This window comes from Halomonas sp. A29 (genome assembly GCF_046723295.1).
In the GTDB taxonomy this organism is placed as follows: Bacteria; Pseudomonadota; Gammaproteobacteria; order Pseudomonadales; family Halomonadaceae; genus Halomonas.
In genome coordinates, this window is sequence record NZ_JAXQPR010000005.1 from 232288 (window position 1) to 250167 (window position 17880).

Here is a 17880-nt window from a genome sequence, read left to right on the forward strand (position 1 = left end):
CGCCGACCAGGAAACGCCGCATGCGACGTTCTCTCATTGCCTATGCCCTGCCCGTCCTCATCGGCGTGCTGTTGGCCATTGTCTTGCTCAATACCTTTCCGCAGCTGCTCCGCGGCCCATCACCGCCAGGGGCGCCCGCCCAGCCAACGCTGACGACCGAGGTGCAGCAGGTATCGCGCCCCTCCCCCGAACTCCAGCAGGCTCCGCCCCTGGCACGCCAGCAGGGACCGGCCAGCTATTCGACCGCTGTCGAAAAGGCGGCACCGGCTGTCGTCAACATCTACTCGTCACGGGTCGTGGCGCGCGAGGAACATCCTTTGATGTCGGATCCGTTCTTCCGCCAATTCTTCGCCGACGACCTGCCAACCCAGCAGCGCCTGCTGTCGAGCCTGGGTTCCGGCGTCATCGTCAGCGAAGATGGTTACGTGCTGACCAACCATCACGTCATCGACGGCGCCGACGAGATCCAGGTAGCCCTGCGTGACGGCAGGGAAACGCTCGCAGAGGTGATCGGCACCGATCCCGAGAGCGACCTGGCCGTGCTGCGCATCGGCCTGGACCAGCTGCCCGTGATTCAGCTCGCCGATACCGAGGACGTCGCGGTGGGCGATATTGCCATGGCCATCGGCAACCCCTTCGGCGTAGGCCAGACCGTCACCATGGGAATCATCAGCGCCACGGGGCGCAGCCACCTGGGCCTGAGCGCCTACGAGGATTTCATCCAGACCGATGCCGCTATCAACCCTGGCAACTCCGGCGGCGCCTTGATCAACGCCGAGGGCTCGCTGGTAGGAATCAATACCGCCATCTTTTCCCGTTCGGGAGGTTCCCAAGGGGTCGGCTTCGCCATTCCTACGCGCCTGGCACGTTCCATTCTGGAAGCTCTGGTGACCCAGGGGCGTGTCATTCGTGGCTGGCTGGGCATCGAGGCCCAGGAGATGACTCAGGACCTGGCGGCCTCTTTCGGCCTGCAGGCGCCGCGAGGCGTGGTCATCTCCGGCGTGGTGCCCGAGGGACCGGCCGCACTGGCCGGCCTGCGCCCGGGTGATGTACTACTGGAAGTCGATGGGCGGCCGATCCTCGATGCCCGCGCCGCCATGAGCGATATCGCGGCCATCGAGCCCGGCGCCACGCTCCCCCTGACACTGGTACGCAGCGGCGAGAAATTCACCGTCGACCTGGAAGTCGGCGAGCGCCCGCTGCCGCCCGGACGACAGTTCGAGCGCTGAAGGGAGGCTGGCACAAGAAACGCTGGGTATTACTCCTTGATACGGTACTCGGCGGAGCGGGCATGTGCGGTCAGGGACTCCCCGCGCGCCAGCACCGAGGCCACCTTGCCCAGCGACGACGCCCCCGCTTCGGAGCAGTGGATGATCGAAGAGCGTTTCTGGAAGTCGTAGACACCCAGCGGTGAAGAAAAGCGCGCCGTGCCGGAGGTAGGCAGCACATGGTTGGGTCCGGCGCAGTAGTCGCCGAGAGCTTCTGCGGTGTAACGCCCCATGAAAATCGCTCCTGCGTGGCGTACCTCGGGCAGCAGCGCCTCCGGGTCGGCCATGGAGAGCTCGAGGTGCTCCGGGGCGATACGGTTGATCAGGCGCACGGCCTCGTCGCGGTCGCGGCAGTGGATCAAGGCCCCGCGACGCGCCAGCGACTGGCGCACGATCTCCTCACGCTCCAGCGTCGGCAGCAAGCGAGCGATGGCCGCCTCGACGTCGACCAGATGCCGTTCGTCCCAGCTGACCAGCAGCGCCTGGGCATCTTCGTCGTGCTCGGCCTGGGAGAACAGATCCATGGCCAGCCAGTCGGGCTCGGTACCGCCATCGGAGACCACCAGAATCTCTGAGGGGCCAGCGATCATGTCGATGCCTACCTGGCCGAACACCGCACGCTTGGCGGTCGCCACGTAGATGTTGCCGGGCCCCACGATCTTGTCGACCTGCGGCACCGTTTCGGTGCCATAAGCCATGGCGGCCACCGCCTGGGCACCGCCGATGGTGAAGACGTGATCCACCCCGGCCAGGTGGGCCGCTGCCAGCACTAGCTCGTTGAGCACGCCGTCCGGCGTGGGCACGACCATGACGATCTCGCGCACTCCCGCCACATGGGCAGGAATGGCATTCATCAATACCGAGGAAGGGTAGGCCGCCTTGCCGCCCGGCACATAGATGCCGGCCCGGTCCAGCGGCGTGACCTGCTGACCGAGCACGTTGCCATCCTCCTCGGTATAGGACCAGGAAGTCGGTTTCTGTCGCTCGTGATAGATGCGAATGCGCTCTGCGGCCTGGGCCAGGGCATCACGCTGAGCATCGGGCAGGCCCCTGAAGGCCTGCTCGAGCCGAGCCGCTCCCAGCGTCAGCTCGCTCATGCTTGCGACCGCCAGCCGGTCGAAGCGCTGGGTATACTCGATCAGGGCTGCATCGCCCCGTTCACGAACCGCTGCGATGATCTCCGCTACGCGCCCCTGGACCTCGGCGTCCGACACGCCCTCCCATGACAGCAGCGCATCCAGACGCACTTCGAAATCGGTGTCCTCGGTCGACAGCCGGGCAATATCGACGGACCCAAGGGTTTCGCTCATGGTCGCCTACGCCTCCAGTTGAAAGGGTCAATGGAAATAGTCTCGTTGCCGAGATCAAGCAGGATGGCTATCGAACCGTCGACCCGGCATTGGCCCGCCGCCGCTCCACCGCTACGGCAAGGCGCGCGATCAGCGGCTTGAGGCGCTCGTGCTTCATGGTCATGGCCGCCTTGTTGACCACCAGGCGCGTGCTGATCTGCGCGATCAGCTCGCGTGGCGACATGCCGTTGGCACGCAGCGTGTTGCCGGTGTCGACGATGTCGACGATCTCGTCGGCCAGATTCATCAGCGGCGCCAGTTCCATGGCCCCGTAGAGCTTGATCACTTCGGCCTGAATACCCTGCTCGGCGTAGTAACGACGCGCCACATCGACAAACTTGGTGGCCACCCGGCGTCGCGCGCGCGCCGGTTTGGCGCCATCGATACCCGCCGTCATCAGCTTGCACTTGGCGATCTCGAGGTCCAGCGGCTCATACAGGCCTTCGGCGCCGTGCTCGAGCAGCACGTCCTTGCCCGCCACACCCAGGTCGGCAGCCCCCAACTGGACATAGGTGGGTACGTCAGTGGCACGAATGACCACCAACTTGACGTCGTCGAGGTTGGTATCGAAGAGCAGCTTGCGGCTCTTGCCCAGATCCTCGGCCGGAACGATGCCGGCGTCCGCCAGCAGCGGCAAGGTTTCGTCGAGGATGCGGCCCTTCGACAGGGCCAGTATCAGTTGCTTGCTCATGCTCTCGCCTAATGGTCGGAAGCTGTGCGCCCACGCCGCCCGTTCAACCAGGAATGCGGCGAATCCGAGCCCCCAGCAGCTGCAGTTTTTCTTCGATGCACTCGTAGCCGCGATCGATGTGATAGATACGATCGACCAGGGTCTCGCCGTCGGCCATCATCGCCGCGATCACCAGCGACGCCGAGGCGCGCAGGTCGGTAGCCATGACCGGAGCCCCGGAGAGGCGCTCGACCCCGGTAATCATCGCGGTGTTGCCCTCGAGCGCGATCTGCGCCCCCATGCGGTTCAGCTCCTGAACGTGCATGAAGCGATTCTCGAAGATGGTCTCGACCACGCGAGAGGTGCCATCAGCCACGGCGTTGAGCGCCACGAACTGGGCCTGCATGTCGGTAGGAAAGCCCGGGTATGGGGTGGTGCGGATATTGACCGGCCGCGGACGCCGCCCCTCCATGTCCAGCTCGATCCAGCCATCGCCGATGGTCACCTTGGCACCGGCCTCCTCGAGCTTGGCCAACACCGCCTCGAGGATATCGGCACGGGTATTGCGGACTCTCACTCGGCCGCGCGAGAGCGCAGCGGCGACCAGGAAGGTCCCGGTCTCGATACGGTCCGGCATGACGTCATGATAGGCCGCGTGCAGCCGCTCGACGCCTTCGATGATGATGTTGTTGCTGCCGTGGCCACGGATCTTCGCGCCCATCTTGATCAGGCACTCGGCCAGATCCACCACCTCAGGCTCGCGCGCGGCGTTCTCCAGCACCGTGGTGCCTTCCGCCAGGGTCGCTGCCATCAACAGGTTCTCGGTACCGGTGACGGTGACGGTATCGAAGAAGATGGTGGCTCCCTTGAGCCGCCCGTCGACACGCGCACGAATATAGCCGCCCTCGACGTGAATCTCGGCCCCCATGGCCTCGAGCCCGCGAATGTGCAGGTCCACCGGTCGCGAACCGATGGCGCAGCCGCCAGGCAGAGAGACGTCGGCATGGCCGAAATGCGCCAGCAAGGGGCCGAGCACCAGGATGGAGGCGCGCATCTTCTTGACCAGCTCGTAGGGAGCGTGGCAGTCGCGCACCTGGGAACCGTCGAGCTGGATGGTCATCTTCTCGCCCATCACCGGCTCGACACCCATGCGCCCCAGCAGCTCGAGCGTGGTGGTGATGTCCTGCAGGTGCGGCAGGTTGCCGATGGTGACCGGCTCGTCGGCCAGCAGGGTAGCGCACAGGATAGGCAGCGCTGCGTTCTTGGCACCGCTGGCCCAGACCTCGCCATCGACGGGTCCGTTGCCGGTAATGATCAACTTGTCCATGAATGCTCGACCGTCAGGCGCCCTGGCCAGGTGAAGCCGCATTTTCCGGCGCACTAGCCCACTGCGCCGGCGTGTAGGTCTTGAGGCTCACGGCATGCACGGCACCGGAGGCGATCTCCTCGGCAAGGGCGCCGTAGATCAGCTGTTGCCGCTTGACGGGCGACAGGCCATCGAAGACATCGCCCACGGCGATGACCTGGAAGTTGCAGCCTTCGCCCTGGATGTAGAAATCGCAATCCTCGAGGCGTGCCTCGAGCAGCGCCTTGACGTCACTGGGTTGCATGAAAGACGGAACTCCTGTGGGACGAATAAAGCGGCACGCGACCCAACCAAGGGCCGCTGCCAGGAACAAGAATTCCTACATGGTAAAGAAAAGCATCGCGCTTGGCGATGCCGGAACCGGGCTTTGCCGGCGCGGATCAGGCCTCGCCGGCAAGCGGTAGCAGGTCGTCGAGCTCTGCCACCCGTGTCAGTCGAGCGAGCGGCTCCGAGAGTCTGACTTCACGAATCTTGACGCCAGCCGCACGGGCCTGACGCGTCCATTCGAGCAGCACGCTGAGAGCGGCGCTGCTAATCCGATCGACGCCGCGCAGGTCGAGCGCCACGCGCGTCCCGGCGGGCTGCTCGACCAGCCAGGCGGTACCTGCCTCGACCAGCGGCGTGGCGATCTCGAAATCGACATCGCCACTGACGGCCAACCCTTGTGGGCCGGATTCCAGCATTACGCCGCCACGCTCGAGCAGTCGGCTCATGCGTCGCCGCCCTCCTCCAGCTCCTCGGCGGCAATCTCCGGCGACCAGTTAGCGATCACCGCATCGTAATCGCGCCCATGGTCGCGCATGGACTGGTCGAACTGGTTGCGGAACGTCAGCCCCAGGTTGATGCCGTTGACGATGACATTGACCACCTTCCACTGGTCATCGCTCTGGCGCAGCGTGTAGCTGACCGGATAGACGGTGCCGTCCATCGCCACCACCTCCATGGCCACGGAAGCCTGGTCCTCGTGGCGAGGTTCGTGCCGGCTCTCGAGCACGCGCAACTCACGGTAATCGAAGGTCACCAACCCCTTGGTATAGGTATCGATCAGGGTCTGACGAAAGACGTTGACGAACCGGGAACGCTGCTGGGGAGTGGCATTCTGGAAGTAGCGCCCCATCACACTGGCACCGATATAGCGAAAGTCGGCGATATCGTCGAGGCTGCCATCCACCAGCGCCTTGAGCTCGTTGATGTTGTCAGCGTAGTAGTCCTTGCGCCCATCGATCTCGCCCATCAGCTCGTCGATGCTGTCACGAATGACCTGCTCGGGGCTGCGCTCCGGGGCAGCCGACACCGACAGACTGGTCAGGGCCAGGCATAGCCCGAGCAGCAAACGGCGAAACAGGACAAGGGAGAGTGTCATCTGGCTCATGGGTCGACCTCGAATGATGCGGTAAATAAGGGGAGTGGCTTAAGCAAATACTCAGTCACTGACCATATTGGACACGAATTGCTGGATGAGTTCTTCCAGCACGAGGGCGGATTGTGTGTCGCGAATCGTATCGCCATCGCCCAGCGTCTCGGGATCACCCCCGACCGTGAGCCCGACATACTGTTCACCCAGCAGGCCCGATGTCAGGATGGCAGCCGTGGTGTCGCGCGGCAGGCGGTCCTCCAGCTCGGCATCGAGCTCCAGAATGACCCGGGCATCGTACCACTCGGTATCCAATTCGATGGCGGCGACCCGCCCCACCGTGACGCCCGACATGGTGACTCGTGCACGCGGCTTGAGGCCACCGATGTTGGCAAAATTGGCCTCGAGCTGGAAGCTGTCGCCCGGCACCGTAAAGGTCAACCCGCTGACCCGCAGCCCCAGAAACAGCAACCCCAGGATGCCGGCCAACATGAACAGGCCGACACCCAGCTCCATTGTCTTGCTGCGCTTCATCCTGCCTCTCCGTTAAGCGATAGGAACCCACCAAGCATCAGGAAAACCCTCCGAACATCAGCGCGGTAAGAACGAAATCGAGGCCCAGTACCGCCAGCGAGGAGTAAACCACCGTGCGCGTGGTGGCGCGGGATATGCCTTCCGAAGTCGGCACCAGGTCGTAGCCCTGGAACACGGCAATCCAGGTCACTACCAGGGCGAACACCAGGCTCTTGACCATGCCATTGCCGACATCAGCGATGAAATCGACACTGGCCTGCATATTGCCCCAATAGGAGCCCTCGAACACCCCCAGCCACTCGACTCCGACCAGGTAGCCGCCATAGACACCGACCACGCTGAAACCAACGGTCAGCAGCGGCAGCGCCACGAAACCGGCCCACAGCCTCGGAGCCACCACCCGGCGCAGCGGGTCGACACCGATCATCTCCATGCTGGTGAGCTGCTCGGTGGCCTTCATCAGGCCGATCTCGGCGGTCAATGCCGAGCCGGCACGTCCGGCAAACAGCAGTGCCGCCACCACCGGCGACAGCTCGCGCAGCAGCGACAGCGCCACCATCTGTCCCAGCGCCTGCTCGGCGCCGAAATCGACCAGGATGGTGTAGCCCTGCAGCGCCAATACCATGCCGATGAACAGGCCCGACACCAGCACGATGGCCAGCGACAGTACGCCGACGAAGTGCATCTGCCGCAGCCACAGGTACCAGCCTTCGCGCGATGGAATGCCGACGGCAGACTGGGCGAGGAACAGACCCGACCGTCCCAGGGCCTCTAGCAAGTCGCAGCCGCGCCGACCGAGACTCAGGATGCGCCCGATCATGGCCGCCCCTCCAGATTGAGCATGTCGCGGAAATAGTCCGGCGCCGGATAGTGAAAAGGCACCGGCCCATCCGGTTCACCATGCACGAACTGGCTGACACGAGGGTCGTCGTCGATGTCGAGGCTGTCGGGCGTGCCATGAGCCATGACCTGGCCATCGGCGATGACGTAGACATAGTCGGCAATCGACAGCGTCTCCTGGATATCGTGCGAGACCACGATGGCGGTCAGACCCAGCGCTTCATTGAGCTTCTTGATCAATTGCACCAGCACACCCTTCGAGATCGGGTCCTGGCCGACGAACGGCTCGTCGTAGAGCACCAGATCGGGGTCCAGCGCGATCGCCCGGGCCAGTGCGACACGCCTCGCCATGCCCCCGGAAAGCTCCGCCGGCATCAGCTCCCGCGCCCCACGCAGCCCCACCGCCTGCAGCTTCATCAGCACCAGGTCGCGAATCATCGACTGCGGTAGCTCGGTGTGCACGCGCAGCGGGAACGCCACGTTCTCGAACACGCTGAGGTCGGAGAACAACGCACCGCTCTGGAACAGCATGCCCATGCGTCGACGCAGGGTGAACAGCGCCTTGCGCGACAAGGCATGCACGTCCTGCCCGTCGATCAATACCCGGCCGACATCGGGTGCCAACTGCCCGCCGATCAGCTTGAGCAGGGTCGTCTTGCCTGTGCCACTGGGGCCCATGATGGCCGTGATCCGGCCACGGGGAATCTGCAGCTCGACGCCGCTGAAAATAGTCTTCTCACCGCGCGAGAAATGTAGATTCTTCACCTCCACGAAGGGGGAATCGATCATGCCGCAAGGTCCAGAGAAAAAATTATCGAACATCGTATCCTAACACCTTTGCCCGACGCCAGCCCGACCGGCAGCGCCGCTTGCACCCGGACCACTGAAGACGTCTAATGTGCGACCTCTATCGTCGTCCTGATCGGTGCCATGCTGCTTCCCCTCATTACGGTCGCCCTGGGTCTTGCCGTGCTCACCTGGAGCGCCGACCGCTTCGTCAATGCCGCCGCCGCCACGGCCAGCCGCACCGGGCTGAGCGCGATGCTGATCGGCATGACCATCGTGGCCCTGGGTACTTCGGCTCCCGAGATGGTGGTCGCCGTATTTGCCGCTCTGGATGGCATACCCGACCTGGCCACCGGCAATGCCTTGGGCTCCAATATCGCCAACATCGGGCTGGTGCTGGGCGTCACGGCCCTGGTCAGGCCTATTCCCATCCGCTTCTCGCTGGTACGGCGCGAGCTGCCGCTGCTGCTCGGCGCCACTGGCCTGGCCGGCTATGCACTGGCCAACGGCATATTGGGACGCTTCGATGCGCTCTTCCTCGGCTTGTTGCTGATTTTCAGCCTGTGGTGGCTGATGCGCGCAGACACCCCCGACCCACACCTCGCCGGCGAGATCCCCGATCTTTCCCTGCCCAAGGCACTGTGCTGGCTAGCAGGAACCCTGCTGCTCCTGGTAGTGAGCTCCCGAGCATTGGTCTGGGGTGCCAGCGAAATCGCACGCGGCCTCGGCATCAGCGATCTGCTGATCGGACTGACGATAGTCGCCATCGGCACCAGCCTGCCCGAGCTGGCCGCCTGCGTGGCCAGCGCCATCAAGCGTCATCACGACCTGGCCATAGGCAACGTGATCGGCTCCAACCTCTTCAACCTTCTGGCGGTACTGCCGATTCCCGGCCTGCTGGCACCGGGACCGGTCGATCCAGCAGCCGCGCAACGTGATTTCCCGATCATGCTGCTGCTGACGCTGGGCATGGGCATGCTGTTGCTTTGGCATCGCCATGACCGACTGGGAAGGCTTCCCGGCGCCCTGTTCCTTGGCGCCTATCTCGTCTACCTGACCTGGCTGGCCACCGCGGCCAGCGGTGCCACTTGAGCGATTCCCCACAAAGGGCAACAATCATCGCCATGAACACAGACGATTCCCCAGCTCAGAGCGCCGATTCCTCGCCACTGCGAGACAGCGCTCGTCGCACCCTGAAAATCGAAGAGCAAGCCATCGCTGCTCTGGCCGAACGCCTCGACAGCCACTTCGACCGCGCCTGTGAGCTGATGCTCGCCTGCCGGGGGCGTGTGATAGTGACCGGCATGGGCAAGTCGGGCCATGTCGCAGGCAAGATCGCCGCGACGCTTGCCAGCACCGGCACGCCAGCGTTCTTCGTCCACCCCGGCGAAGCCAGCCACGGTGATCTGGGCATGATCACACCGGGCGACGTGGTAGTGGCACTGTCGAACTCCGGTGAAACGGCCGAAGTCACTGCCCTGCTGCCGCTGCTCAAGCGCATCGGCACGCCGCTGATCAGCATGACCGGGCGCCCCGACTCGACGCTGGCACGCCACGCCGACGCCCATCTCGATGCCGGCGTCGAGCGTGAGGCCTGCCCACTGGACCTGGCACCGACGGCCTCGACCACCGCCGCCCTGGTGCTGGGCGACGCCTTGGCCGTGGCCCTGCTCGAGGCGCGCGGCTTCACCGCCGAGGATTTCGCCCTCTCACACCCCGGTGGCAGCCTGGGCAAGCGCCTGCTGCTGCGCGTCAGCGACCTGATGCATCAGGGCGACCGGCTGCCCCGGGTGCCGCTCGGCAGTCCCCTGCGCGACGCCCTGCTTGAAATCACCCGCCAAGGGCTCGGCTTCACCTGTGTCGTCGATGAGCAGAATCAGCTTATCGGTGTCTATACCGACGGCGACCTGCGTCGCACACTCGACCAGCATCAGGATCTCAGCCAGCTGACGGTGGACGACGTCATGACCCGCCCCGGCAAGCGAATCTTTCCCGACATGCTGGCCGCCGAAGCGGTGCGCATCATGGAAGACAACCTGATAACGGCGCTTGCCGTCGTTGACGAAACGGGGCATCCGATCGGCGCCCTACACATGCATGACCTGCTGCGAAGCGGCGTCATCTGACCTCACCCTGACCAAGGAGAGCCCATGGCTCTGGCCACCTCCACCATCGATCCGCGCCTTGTCGACCGTCTGCGCAAGATTCGCCTACTGGCACTGGACGTGGACGGTGTACTCACCGACGGCCGACTCTATTTCCAGGCCGATGGCGTAGAGATCAAGGCGTTTCACACGCAGGACGGCCTGGGTCTCAAGCTGCTGCGGCGTGCCGGCCTGCAGGTGGCTTTCCTGACCGGACGCGAATCACCCATGGTCAGCCACCGTGCCGCCGCACTGGGCATCGACCATGTCTTCCAGGCCTGCGAGGACAAGCTCACCACTCTGCGCGAACTGTGCTCACGCAAGGGGCTCGAACTCGAGCAGGTCGCCTACTGCGGCGACGACCTGCCCGACCTGGCAGTCATTCAGCGCGCCGGCATCGGCATCACCGTACCCGACTCCCCCACCTACATGCGCGCGCTGGCAGACTACGTCACCCAACGCAAAGGTGGACATGGCGCGGTGCGCGAGATCTGCGACATGCTGCTCGAAGCGCAAGGGCATCGCGATGCGCTGGTCGACACCTATCTCCACGGCAAGCGTTGAGGCCGTTCGGATATGCTGCGTAGGCTGCCACGCCCCTCGTTCCGTGTCTGGCTGTTCCTGCTGCTGCTCGGCCTGGGCGCCCTGATCGCCTGGCTGGATCCCTGGCAGGCGCCAGCCCCCGGCCCGGTACCCACCGACGAGGCCGGCGAGCCCGACTATTTCCTGGAACAGGCGCAGTTGACCCGTTTCGATGCGGAGGGTCGGGCCCACCAGCGCCTGGAGAGTCCTAGGCTGGTGCATACACCCCACGACGACGTCACCCGCGCCGTCACACCGCTGGCCCACCTGATCGACCGCGAAGGCCGGCTTTGGATGGCAAGCGGCATGGAAGGTCGTCTCGGCCCTGGCGGCAACCCGCTGACCCTCTCAGGTGACGCCCGCCTGTTCGCCCCCGAGGAGCACTGGCAGCTCGATACAGAGACTCTGCACTTCGATGCCGATGTGGGACATGCCTGGAGCGATACACCCGCCCTGCTACAGCAGCCACCGCAGCACATGCGCGGCGAGCGCTTCGACGCCTGGATCCATGACAACCGGGCACGTTTGACCGACAATGTGCGCGGCCACCACCCCTCGGAAGGCGCTCAGCCGGGGCAGGCCGACGCCGTCAACCTAGAGGATTTCACGCCATGAAGCGATGCAAGCTCCCGACCGTCCGCAAGCTGCTCACCCCAGCGCTGGTTGGCATGGCGTTGTTCGGTCTTGCAGGTATCGGTTCGGCTACGGCGCAGCAACGCGACGCCGAGCAACCCATCGAGGTCGAGGCCGACCGGCTCGATCTGGACGATGTCGCCGGCACTGCCGTCTATACCGGCGAGGTCGACATTCGCCAAGGCACCATGCGACTCACCGGTGACCGAGTCGAGTTCCAGCGCAATGCGGCCGGCGAACTCTCCCGTGCCACGGCCCGCGGCGAACGCGCCTACATCGAGCAACAGCCCGACCCCGACCAACCCGTGGTGCGAGGCTGGGGCCGCACGATCATCTATCACGTGGCCGAGCGCCGAGTGGAACTGATCGACCGCGCCGAGCTGCACCAGGGCGGCGACACCTTCGACGGCGGCTACCTGGAGTACTTCCTCGACCGTCGGGTGGTACAGGCCCGCGCCGAGAGCGAGGGCGTCGAAGGACGCCAGCGGATCCGCATGACCCTGCAGCCGGAGCGCTGAAATGCTGAAGAAGACCCTGCATGCCCGGCATCTGGCCAAGAGCTACAAGCGTCGCCGCGTGGTGCATGACATCAGTCTCTCCATCGAGCAGGGCTGCGTGGTCGGTCTGCTCGGACCCAACGGGGCCGGCAAGACCACCTCGTTCTACATGATCGTGGGGCTGGTCAAGGCGGATGCCGGCGAAGTGCACATCGACGACATGGATCTCTCACACAGCGCCATGCACCAGCGAGCCCAGGCCGGGATCGGCTACCTGCCCCAGGAGGCGTCGATCTTCCGCAAGCTATCGGTAGCCGACAACATCATGGCCATCCTCGAGACGCGCAAGGATCTCGACCGACGCGGGCGCCAGGCAAGGCTTCAACAACTGCTGGAAGACTTCCACGTCACCCACATCCGCGACAACCTCGGCATGAGCCTCTCAGGCGGTGAACGGCGTCGAGTCGAGATCGCCCGGGCGCTGGCCACCGAACCGGCCTTCATCCTGCTCGACGAACCCTTCGCCGGGGTCGATCCGATTTCGGTGGGCGAGATCAAGGGCATCATCCGCCAGCTCAAGGCGCGCGACATCGGCGTGCTGATCACCGACCACAATGTCCGCGAAACCCTCGACATCTGTGACTCGGCCTATATCGTCGGCGATGGCCAGATCATTGCTGAAGGCGACGCCGAGGCCATCCTGGCCAACAAGCGGGTGCGGGAAGTCTACCTTGGCGAGGATTTCCGCCTATAACGCAATCTTGCACATTAAGCAAGTAATTGATCTTTGTTTAAAACATTCTAATCAGGCATAAATATTGCCGCTGGCATGCATATTGCAATCAATTCTCTTGCATGTCACTGCCTACCGGTCTAGGGTAGAGTTTTCCGGCAGATGAGCCCGTTATCCTCATGGCCATGAAAGCATCCTTGCAACTGCGTGTCGGCACCCAGCTGACCATGACCCCCCAACTGCAGCAGGCCATTGCCCTTCTGCAGCTGTCCACCCTCGATCTACGTCAGGAGATCCAGCAGGCACTGGAATCCAACCCCATGCTGGAGCTTGACGACGACTTCGGTGAACAGGCCGTCAGCGAAACCCAGAGCGATGACTGGGCCAGTGAAATCCCCAGCGAGCTCTCCACCGACAGCGACTGGACGGATACCTACCCCGATCATGGCACGAGCTCCGGCGGCGCTACCGGTGAAGGACCGGACTTCGAGCGCCAGGCTTCGGGGCAGACGCTGGCCGGCCACCTGATCTGGCAATTGGCGATGACCGACCTGAGCGATCGCCAACACATTATCGCCGAGAGTCTAATCGACGCCGTCGATGGTGCCGGTTATCTGTCGCAAACGCTGGAAGAGATCCGCGACGGCCTGCGCCAGCAAGGCCTCGAAGGCCTGCCCACCCGGGAGGTCGAGCAGGTCCTGCTACGCCTGCAACAGTTCGAGCCTACCGGCGTGTTCGCCCGCGACCTGCGCGAGTGCCTGATGCTGCAATTGGCCGCGCTGCCCGACGACACACCGCTGCTCCCCCAGACCCGACGCCTGGTACGCCAGTTCCTCGAGGCATTGGCCTCCGATGATCGCCGTCTCCTCAAGCGTCGCCTGGGGCTGGACGACGATGCCCTGGATGAGGTCATCGCCCTGGTTCGCTCGCTGGACCCCCGCCCTGGCAGCGCCTATGCCGAAGTGAGCAGCAGCTACGTCACTCCGGACCTGGTTGCCTACCACGACGAAGCGGGCTGGCGCGTGGAACTCAACGCCGAGGCCTTGCCCCGGCTACGTATCCAGCCCGACTATGTCGCACTCGTACGACGCGCCGACAAGAGCCAGGACAACCAGTTCCTCAAGGATCACCTGCAGGAGGCGCGCTGGCTGATGAAGAGCCTCGCCAGCCGCAACGACACCCTGCTGCGCGTGGGACGGGAGATCATGGCACGCCAGATCGACTTTCTCGAGCAGGGCGAAGAGGCCATGAAGCCCTTGGTGCTGGCCGATATCGCCCAGACCGTCGAGATGCACGAATCGACCATTTCACGGGTGACTACACAGAAATTCATCCACACGCCGCGTGGCGTATTCGAGCTGAAGTACTTCTTCTCCAGCCACGTCGGTGGCAATGGTGAGGGGGACGCCCACTCCAGTACGGCGATACGCGCCCGTATCCGCAAACTGATCGCCGACGAGCCGCCTCGCAAGCCGCTTTCCGACAGCCGCCTGGTGGATCTGCTGGCCGAGAGCGGCATCGAGGTGGCACGCCGCACGGTAGCGAAGTATCGTGAAGCGCTGGGAATTCCTTCCTCGAGCGAGCGCAAGCGTTTTCGCTGATGTCTCGACACAATGTTGACGCGGGGCAATCACGACTCCCGAGGGGGTTTGCAGGGCAGTAAAAAGGGTTACAATCGAGCCACCACCCGAAGGACGAAGGAGCTTGTCATGCAAGTCAACATCACCGGCCATCATGTTGAACTGACCGATCCACTGCGTGACTACGTGAGCGAAAAGCTTAGCCGCGTCCAGCGCCATTACGACAACATCACCAACGTGCAAGTGACGCTCTCCATCGAGAAGGAGCGTCAACAGGCTGCCTGCACGCTGCACGCCGCCGGCGCCGACCTTCATGCCGAAGCCTCTGATTCTGACATGTACGCCGCTATCGATGCGCTGACTGACAAGCTCGACCGTCAACTGGTCAAACACAAGGAAAAGGCCCAGGCGCGCGCTCAGGGCGCCGGCATTCGCTGAGCTGCCATGACACTGGAAACCATACTGCCCCCTGAACGCGCGCTGTTCGACGTTCCCGGGGGTAGCAAGAAGAGGGTGCTGGAGTTCTTCAGCACCTTCATTGCGCAGAACACTCCGAGCCTCGACAGTCAGGAGGTCTTCGGCAGGTTGGTCGGTCGCGAGAGGCTGGGCAGCACCGGGATCGGCAATGGCGTGGCGATTCCTCATGCCCGCAGCCCCCACTGCCACAGCCCCGTGGCCGCCTTTCTCAAACTGGCCGAGCCCATCGATTTCGACGCCATCGACGGTGAGCCGGTCGATCTCGTCTTCGTACTGCTGGTACCCGAGGAGGCCGACGACACTCACCTGTCGTTGCTGAGCCAAGTGGCAGGCGTGATGAACGACACCGAGACGCGCGCGCGGCTGCGCAAGTGCACGAGCCAGCGCGAACTCCACGAGCGCCTCATCGAGGCGATCCGACGACAGTCCTCGGCCTGACTCTGCCTATTCGCCGTTCGGCCAGCCCCTGATCAGGAGAAATGTCATGCAGCTTGTGATCATTAGCGGCCGTTCCGGCTCCGGCAAGTCGATCGCACTGCAAGCGCTCGAGGACATCGGCTACTATGCCATCGACAACCTTCCGGCGATGCTGCTCGGATCGCTTGTGGATGAACTGCGCAATTCCCCCACGATCCAGACTTCGATTGCTGTCAGCATCGATGCGCGCAACCTGCCCCATGCCCTGGAGCGCTTCCCACGGCTGCTGGAGGAACTGCGTGCCAAGCAGGTCGACTGCCAGATCATCTATCTGACCACCGATGCTCGCATTCTCCTCGAACGCTACTCTGCCACCCGGCGTCGTCATCCGTTGACCCGCGGCAGGGACATGACCCTGGGCGAGGCCATCGAGTCGGAAGACGTGACGCTGAGCGACATTCGCAACCTGGCGGACCTGATCATCGATACTTCACGCCTGTCGGTTCATGACCTGCGTGGACGCATCACCGAGCAAGTGGCCTGCCATCGCGCAGAGCAGTTGACCCTGACCGTGGAGTCGTTCGGCTTCAAGGGCGGCGTTCCGCTCGACGCCGATATCGTTTTCGACGCCCGCTGCCTGCCCAACCCCTACTGGGATCCGCGCCTGCGCTCCGCCACCGGCAGGGAACCCAGTATCGTCGAGTTCCTGGAGCAATATCCCCTCGTCCAGGAAATGCTCGACGACATCATCGCCTGGGTCGAACGCTGGCTACCGGCCTACCGCGACACCCACCGCAGCTACCTTACCGTTGCCATCGGCTGTACCGGCGGCCAGCATCGCTCGGTTTACCTGGCCGAACGCCTCGCCAAGCACCTGGCCCAACAGCAGCCCGACGTACGCCTGCGCCATCGCGAGCTCGGCATCCACACACCGGTCACCGCCGCACAGGAAGAGACCGCAGAGACATCTGAACGCAAGGAACCCTGAGCGTGCCCTGCCGCAAGCTGACCCTGACCAACAAACGCGGTCTCCACGCCCGAGCGGCCACCAAGCTGGTCCAGTGCTGCCAGCCCTTTCGTGCCCGTGTCTTCGTCAACCGGGGACAACAGCAGGCCAACGCCAACAACATCATGGCACTGCTAATGCTGGGCGCCCCCTGCGGCACAGAACTCGAGATCAGCGCCGAGGGGGTGGATGCCGAAGCGGTACTCGAAGCCATCGAGGTCCTATTCGAGGCCCGCTTCGATGAGGATACGTAAACTTATTAACCGCCAGCCACGGTCATCTCGTCGACCAGCCAGCTGCCGGTGTGAATGCTGCCGCGGGAGTCGATGTCGCTGCCTACGGCCAGCAGCCCCTTGAACATCGCCTCGAGGTTGCTGGCGATGGTGAACTCCTCGATCGGGTACTGGATCTCGCCGTTCTCCACCCAGAAGCCTGCCGCGCCGCGTGAGTAATCACCGGTCACACCGTTGACCCCCTGCCCCATCAGCTCGGTCACCACGATTCCGCGACCCAGGCGCGCGAGCAGCTCTTCGCGCGAAGTGAGCGGCGCCGTGATGCGCAGGTTTCGCGCACCGCCAGCGTTACCGGTGGTCTGCATACCAAGCCGTCGGGCACTGTAGGCCGACAGCATGTAGCTGGCCAGGCGGCCATCCTCGATGAAAACGTTGTCGCGGGTCTGTACGCCATCGTTGTCGAAGGGTGAACTGGCCATGGCTCCGCGCTCCATGGGCCGCTCGCCGAGGGTAAACCAGTCGGGAAACAGCGGCTCTCCCAGTCGATCACACAGGAACGAGGCCTGACGATAGAGCGAGCCGCCGGCGATGGCACTCATCAGGTGGCCAATGAGGCCGCTGGCGATGGTGGCATCGAACAACACCGGTAGACGACCGGTGGCCGGGCGTCGGGCCCCGAGGCGCTGAAGGGTGCGCTCGGCCGCCTTCCTGCCCACCACGTCCGCGGCCAGCAGATCTTGCGGATTGCGTGCGCTGGTGTAGTCGTAGTCGCGCTGCATGCCGTTCTCGTCATCGGCGATGAGCATGCAGGAGAGCGAGTGGCGGCTGCCGCGCTGACTGCCGACAAAACCGTGGCTGTTGGCATAAATCCGCACCCCCTCGCCGCTGGAGAGCGAGGCCCCTTCCGATTGGCGGATGCCGGGTTCAGCACGGCCGGCCGCTTCGCAGGCCAGTGCCAGCTCGATGGCCTGTTCGGTGGACAGCGGCCAAGGATGATGCACATCGAGGTCGGGCAGATGGGTAGCCATCAGCTCGGGATCGGCCAGCCCGGCGGCGGGGTCTTCGCCGGTGTAGAGCGCGATGGCCATGGCCTTCTCCACGACCTCACGGATCGAAGCATCGCTGGCATCGGTGGAGGAAGCACTCCCCTTGTGACCACGCAGGTAGACCGTCACGGCGATACCCTGATCGCGGGAAAGCTCGACGGACTCAACCTCGCCCTCGCGCACGCTGATGCCGATCCCCTGATCGACGCTGGCGCCCACCTCGCAGGCGTCGGCTCCCAGGTGTTTCGCCAGGGTCAGCGCCTGCTCGGCGCGCGACTCAAGCAGCACCTGCTGGGCGGCGGCATCGAAAGCCTTGCTCATGTGTCTCTCCCTCGTTCACCGGCCGTGCCGGTTTCCGTACGTGT

Annotated in this window: 22 protein-coding genes; 12 read left to right on the forward strand and 10 right to left on the reverse strand. The window is 64.2% G+C overall.

Translation table 11 applies throughout. The features are described from left to right. The first annotated feature begins 20 nt into the window (after positions 1–20). Positions 21–1229: a Do family serine endopeptidase gene (locus SPH52_RS11475; RefSeq protein WP_411795155.1), complete on the forward strand. Its 1209-nt coding sequence runs from the start codon at positions 21–23 to the stop codon at positions 1227–1229. Between the two features lie 29 nt (positions 1230–1258). Here SPH52_RS11475 and hisD read toward each other — a convergent pair whose 3' ends face one another. The 9 genes from hisD to SPH52_RS11520 all read right to left on the reverse strand — a co-directional run bounded on the left by hisD (position 1259) and on the right by SPH52_RS11520 (position 8170). Then, positions 1259–2578, reverse strand: a complete 1320-nt coding sequence (gene hisD, locus SPH52_RS11480; RefSeq protein WP_411795156.1) for a histidinol dehydrogenase — start codon at positions 2576–2578, stop codon at positions 1259–1261. A gap of 67 nt (positions 2579–2645) precedes the next feature. Then, on the reverse strand, positions 2646–3308 hold the full coding sequence (gene hisG / locus SPH52_RS11485) for an ATP phosphoribosyltransferase (protein WP_411795157.1): 663 nt from the start codon (positions 3306–3308) through the stop codon (positions 2646–2648). Between the two features lie 43 nt (positions 3309–3351). Then, positions 3352–4614, reverse strand: coding sequence for a UDP-N-acetylglucosamine 1-carboxyvinyltransferase (murA, locus tag SPH52_RS11490; RefSeq protein WP_411795158.1), 1263 nt, complete (start codon positions 4612–4614; stop codon positions 3352–3354). Between the two features lie 13 nt (positions 4615–4627). Next, a complete protein-coding gene (locus SPH52_RS11495) occupies positions 4628–4897 on the reverse strand; it encodes a BolA family protein (RefSeq protein ID WP_197447799.1) in 270 nt (89 codons plus the stop codon). Positions 4898–5033: 136 nt separating this feature from the next. After that, positions 5034–5366: a lipid asymmetry maintenance protein MlaB gene (locus SPH52_RS11500; RefSeq protein WP_411795159.1), complete on the reverse strand. Its 333-nt coding sequence runs from the start codon at positions 5364–5366 to the stop codon at positions 5034–5036. After that, positions 5363–6025, reverse strand: coding sequence for a phospholipid-binding protein MlaC (locus SPH52_RS11505; RefSeq protein ID WP_411795160.1), 663 nt, complete (start codon positions 6023–6025; stop codon positions 5363–5365). The genes SPH52_RS11500 and SPH52_RS11505 overlap by 4 nt, the downstream gene beginning before the upstream one ends. 51 nt (positions 6026–6076) lie before the next feature. After that, positions 6077–6541: an outer membrane lipid asymmetry maintenance protein MlaD gene (gene mlaD / locus SPH52_RS11510; protein ID WP_411795161.1), complete on the reverse strand. Its 465-nt coding sequence runs from the start codon at positions 6539–6541 to the stop codon at positions 6077–6079. Positions 6542–6578: 37 nt separating this feature from the next. Next, a complete protein-coding gene (gene mlaE, locus SPH52_RS11515) occupies positions 6579–7361 on the reverse strand; it encodes a lipid asymmetry maintenance ABC transporter permease subunit MlaE (RefSeq protein ID WP_411795162.1) in 783 nt (260 codons plus the stop codon). After that, entirely contained in the window at positions 7358–8170 is an 813-nt protein-coding gene (locus SPH52_RS11520) for an ABC transporter ATP-binding protein (RefSeq protein WP_411795163.1), read from the reverse strand. Before SPH52_RS11520 ends, mlaE begins: the two co-directional genes overlap by 4 nt. A gap of 141 nt (positions 8171–8311) precedes the next feature. Between SPH52_RS11520 and SPH52_RS11525 the strand changes: the two genes are divergently transcribed. The 11 genes from SPH52_RS11525 to SPH52_RS11575 all read left to right on the forward strand — a co-directional run bounded on the left by SPH52_RS11525 (position 8312) and on the right by SPH52_RS11575 (position 16490). Continuing rightward, positions 8312–9259, forward strand: coding sequence for a calcium/sodium antiporter (locus SPH52_RS11525; protein WP_411795164.1), 948 nt, complete (start codon positions 8312–8314; stop codon positions 9257–9259). Positions 9260–9291: 32 nt separating this feature from the next. Next, positions 9292–10293, forward strand: coding sequence for a KpsF/GutQ family sugar-phosphate isomerase (locus tag SPH52_RS11530; RefSeq protein WP_411795165.1), 1002 nt, complete (start codon positions 9292–9294; stop codon positions 10291–10293). A gap of 24 nt (positions 10294–10317) precedes the next feature. Continuing rightward, positions 10318–10875: a KdsC family phosphatase gene (locus tag SPH52_RS11535; RefSeq protein ID WP_411795166.1), complete on the forward strand. Its 558-nt coding sequence runs from the start codon at positions 10318–10320 to the stop codon at positions 10873–10875. A 12-nt stretch (positions 10876–10887) separates the two neighbouring features. Beyond that, positions 10888–11508, forward strand: a complete 621-nt coding sequence (gene lptC / locus SPH52_RS11540; RefSeq protein WP_411795167.1) for an LPS export ABC transporter periplasmic protein LptC — start codon at positions 10888–10890, stop codon at positions 11506–11508. Continuing rightward, positions 11505–12044 (forward strand): lipopolysaccharide transport periplasmic protein LptA, encoded by a 540-nt coding sequence (lptA, locus tag SPH52_RS11545; protein WP_411795168.1) that lies wholly within the window; start codon positions 11505–11507, stop codon positions 12042–12044. The genes lptC and lptA overlap by 4 nt, the downstream gene beginning before the upstream one ends. 1 nt (position 12045) lies before the next feature. Beyond that, a complete protein-coding gene (gene lptB, locus SPH52_RS11550; protein ID WP_411795169.1) occupies positions 12046–12777 on the forward strand; it encodes an LPS export ABC transporter ATP-binding protein in 732 nt (243 codons plus the stop codon). 158 nt (positions 12778–12935) lie between these two features. Beyond that, positions 12936–14357 (forward strand): RNA polymerase factor sigma-54, encoded by a 1422-nt coding sequence (locus SPH52_RS11555; RefSeq protein ID WP_411795170.1) that lies wholly within the window; start codon positions 12936–12938, stop codon positions 14355–14357. Between the two features lie 108 nt (positions 14358–14465). Beyond that, positions 14466–14774: a ribosome hibernation-promoting factor, HPF/YfiA family gene (gene hpf, locus SPH52_RS11560; RefSeq protein ID WP_411795171.1), complete on the forward strand. Its 309-nt coding sequence runs from the start codon at positions 14466–14468 to the stop codon at positions 14772–14774. A 6-nt stretch (positions 14775–14780) separates the two neighbouring features. Then, entirely contained in the window at positions 14781–15251 is a 471-nt protein-coding gene (gene ptsN, locus SPH52_RS11565; RefSeq protein ID WP_411795172.1) for a PTS IIA-like nitrogen regulatory protein PtsN, read from the forward strand. A gap of 46 nt (positions 15252–15297) precedes the next feature. Then, entirely contained in the window at positions 15298–16218 is a 921-nt protein-coding gene (gene rapZ, locus SPH52_RS11570; RefSeq protein WP_411795173.1) for an RNase adapter RapZ, read from the forward strand. A 2-nt stretch (positions 16219–16220) separates the two neighbouring features. Beyond that, entirely contained in the window at positions 16221–16490 is a 270-nt protein-coding gene (locus SPH52_RS11575; RefSeq protein ID WP_411795174.1) for an HPr family phosphocarrier protein, read from the forward strand. A 5-nt stretch (positions 16491–16495) separates the two neighbouring features. On the opposite strand, the gene pmbA is transcribed toward SPH52_RS11575, so the two are convergent. Continuing rightward, positions 16496–17836, reverse strand: coding sequence for a metalloprotease PmbA (gene pmbA / locus SPH52_RS11580; RefSeq protein ID WP_411795175.1), 1341 nt, complete (start codon positions 17834–17836; stop codon positions 16496–16498). Positions 17837–17880: the final 44 nt, after the last annotated feature.

Excerpts from the sequence above, each read along its gene's own strand:
- SPH52_RS11475 (WP_411795155.1), top strand. The coding sequence starts at position 21 with ATGCGACGTTCTCTCATTGCCTATGCCCTGCCCGTCCTCATCGGCGTG.
- hisD (WP_411795156.1), bottom strand. The coding sequence starts at position 2,578 with ATGAGCGAAACCCTTGGGTCCGTCGATATTGCCCGGCTGTCGACCGAG.
- hisG (WP_411795157.1), bottom strand. The coding sequence starts at position 3,308 with ATGAGCAAGCAACTGATACTGGCCCTGTCGAAGGGCCGCATCCTCGAC.
- murA (WP_411795158.1), bottom strand. The coding sequence starts at position 4,614 with ATGGACAAGTTGATCATTACCGGCAACGGACCCGTCGATGGCGAGGTC.
- SPH52_RS11495 (WP_197447799.1), bottom strand. The coding sequence starts at position 4,897 with ATGCAACCCAGTGACGTCAAGGCGCTGCTCGAGGCACGCCTCGAGGAT.
- SPH52_RS11500 (WP_411795159.1), bottom strand. The coding sequence starts at position 5,366 with ATGAGCCGACTGCTCGAGCGTGGCGGCGTAATGCTGGAATCCGGCCCA.
- SPH52_RS11505 (WP_411795160.1), bottom strand. The coding sequence starts at position 6,025 with ATGAGCCAGATGACACTCTCCCTTGTCCTGTTTCGCCGTTTGCTGCTC.
- mlaD (WP_411795161.1), bottom strand. The coding sequence starts at position 6,541 with ATGAAGCGCAGCAAGACAATGGAGCTGGGTGTCGGCCTGTTCATGTTG.
- mlaE (WP_411795162.1), bottom strand. The coding sequence starts at position 7,361 with ATGATCGGGCGCATCCTGAGTCTCGGTCGGCGCGGCTGCGACTTGCTA.
- SPH52_RS11520 (WP_411795163.1), bottom strand. The coding sequence starts at position 8,170 with ATGATCGATTCCCCCTTCGTGGAGGTGAAGAATCTACATTTCTCGCGC.
- SPH52_RS11525 (WP_411795164.1), top strand. The coding sequence starts at position 8,312 with ATGCTGCTTCCCCTCATTACGGTCGCCCTGGGTCTTGCCGTGCTCACC.
- SPH52_RS11530 (WP_411795165.1), top strand. The coding sequence starts at position 9,292 with ATGAACACAGACGATTCCCCAGCTCAGAGCGCCGATTCCTCGCCACTG.
- SPH52_RS11535 (WP_411795166.1), top strand. The coding sequence starts at position 10,318 with ATGGCTCTGGCCACCTCCACCATCGATCCGCGCCTTGTCGACCGTCTG.
- lptC (WP_411795167.1), top strand. The coding sequence starts at position 10,888 with ATGCTGCGTAGGCTGCCACGCCCCTCGTTCCGTGTCTGGCTGTTCCTG.
- lptA (WP_411795168.1), top strand. The coding sequence starts at position 11,505 with ATGAAGCGATGCAAGCTCCCGACCGTCCGCAAGCTGCTCACCCCAGCG.
- lptB (WP_411795169.1), top strand. The coding sequence starts at position 12,046 with ATGCTGAAGAAGACCCTGCATGCCCGGCATCTGGCCAAGAGCTACAAG.
- SPH52_RS11555 (WP_411795170.1), top strand. The coding sequence starts at position 12,936 with ATGGCCATGAAAGCATCCTTGCAACTGCGTGTCGGCACCCAGCTGACC.
- hpf (WP_411795171.1), top strand. The coding sequence starts at position 14,466 with ATGCAAGTCAACATCACCGGCCATCATGTTGAACTGACCGATCCACTG.
- ptsN (WP_411795172.1), top strand. The coding sequence starts at position 14,781 with ATGACACTGGAAACCATACTGCCCCCTGAACGCGCGCTGTTCGACGTT.
- rapZ (WP_411795173.1), top strand. The coding sequence starts at position 15,298 with ATGCAGCTTGTGATCATTAGCGGCCGTTCCGGCTCCGGCAAGTCGATC.
- pmbA (WP_411795175.1), bottom strand. The coding sequence starts at position 17,836 with ATGAGCAAGGCTTTCGATGCCGCCGCCCAGCAGGTGCTGCTTGAGTCG.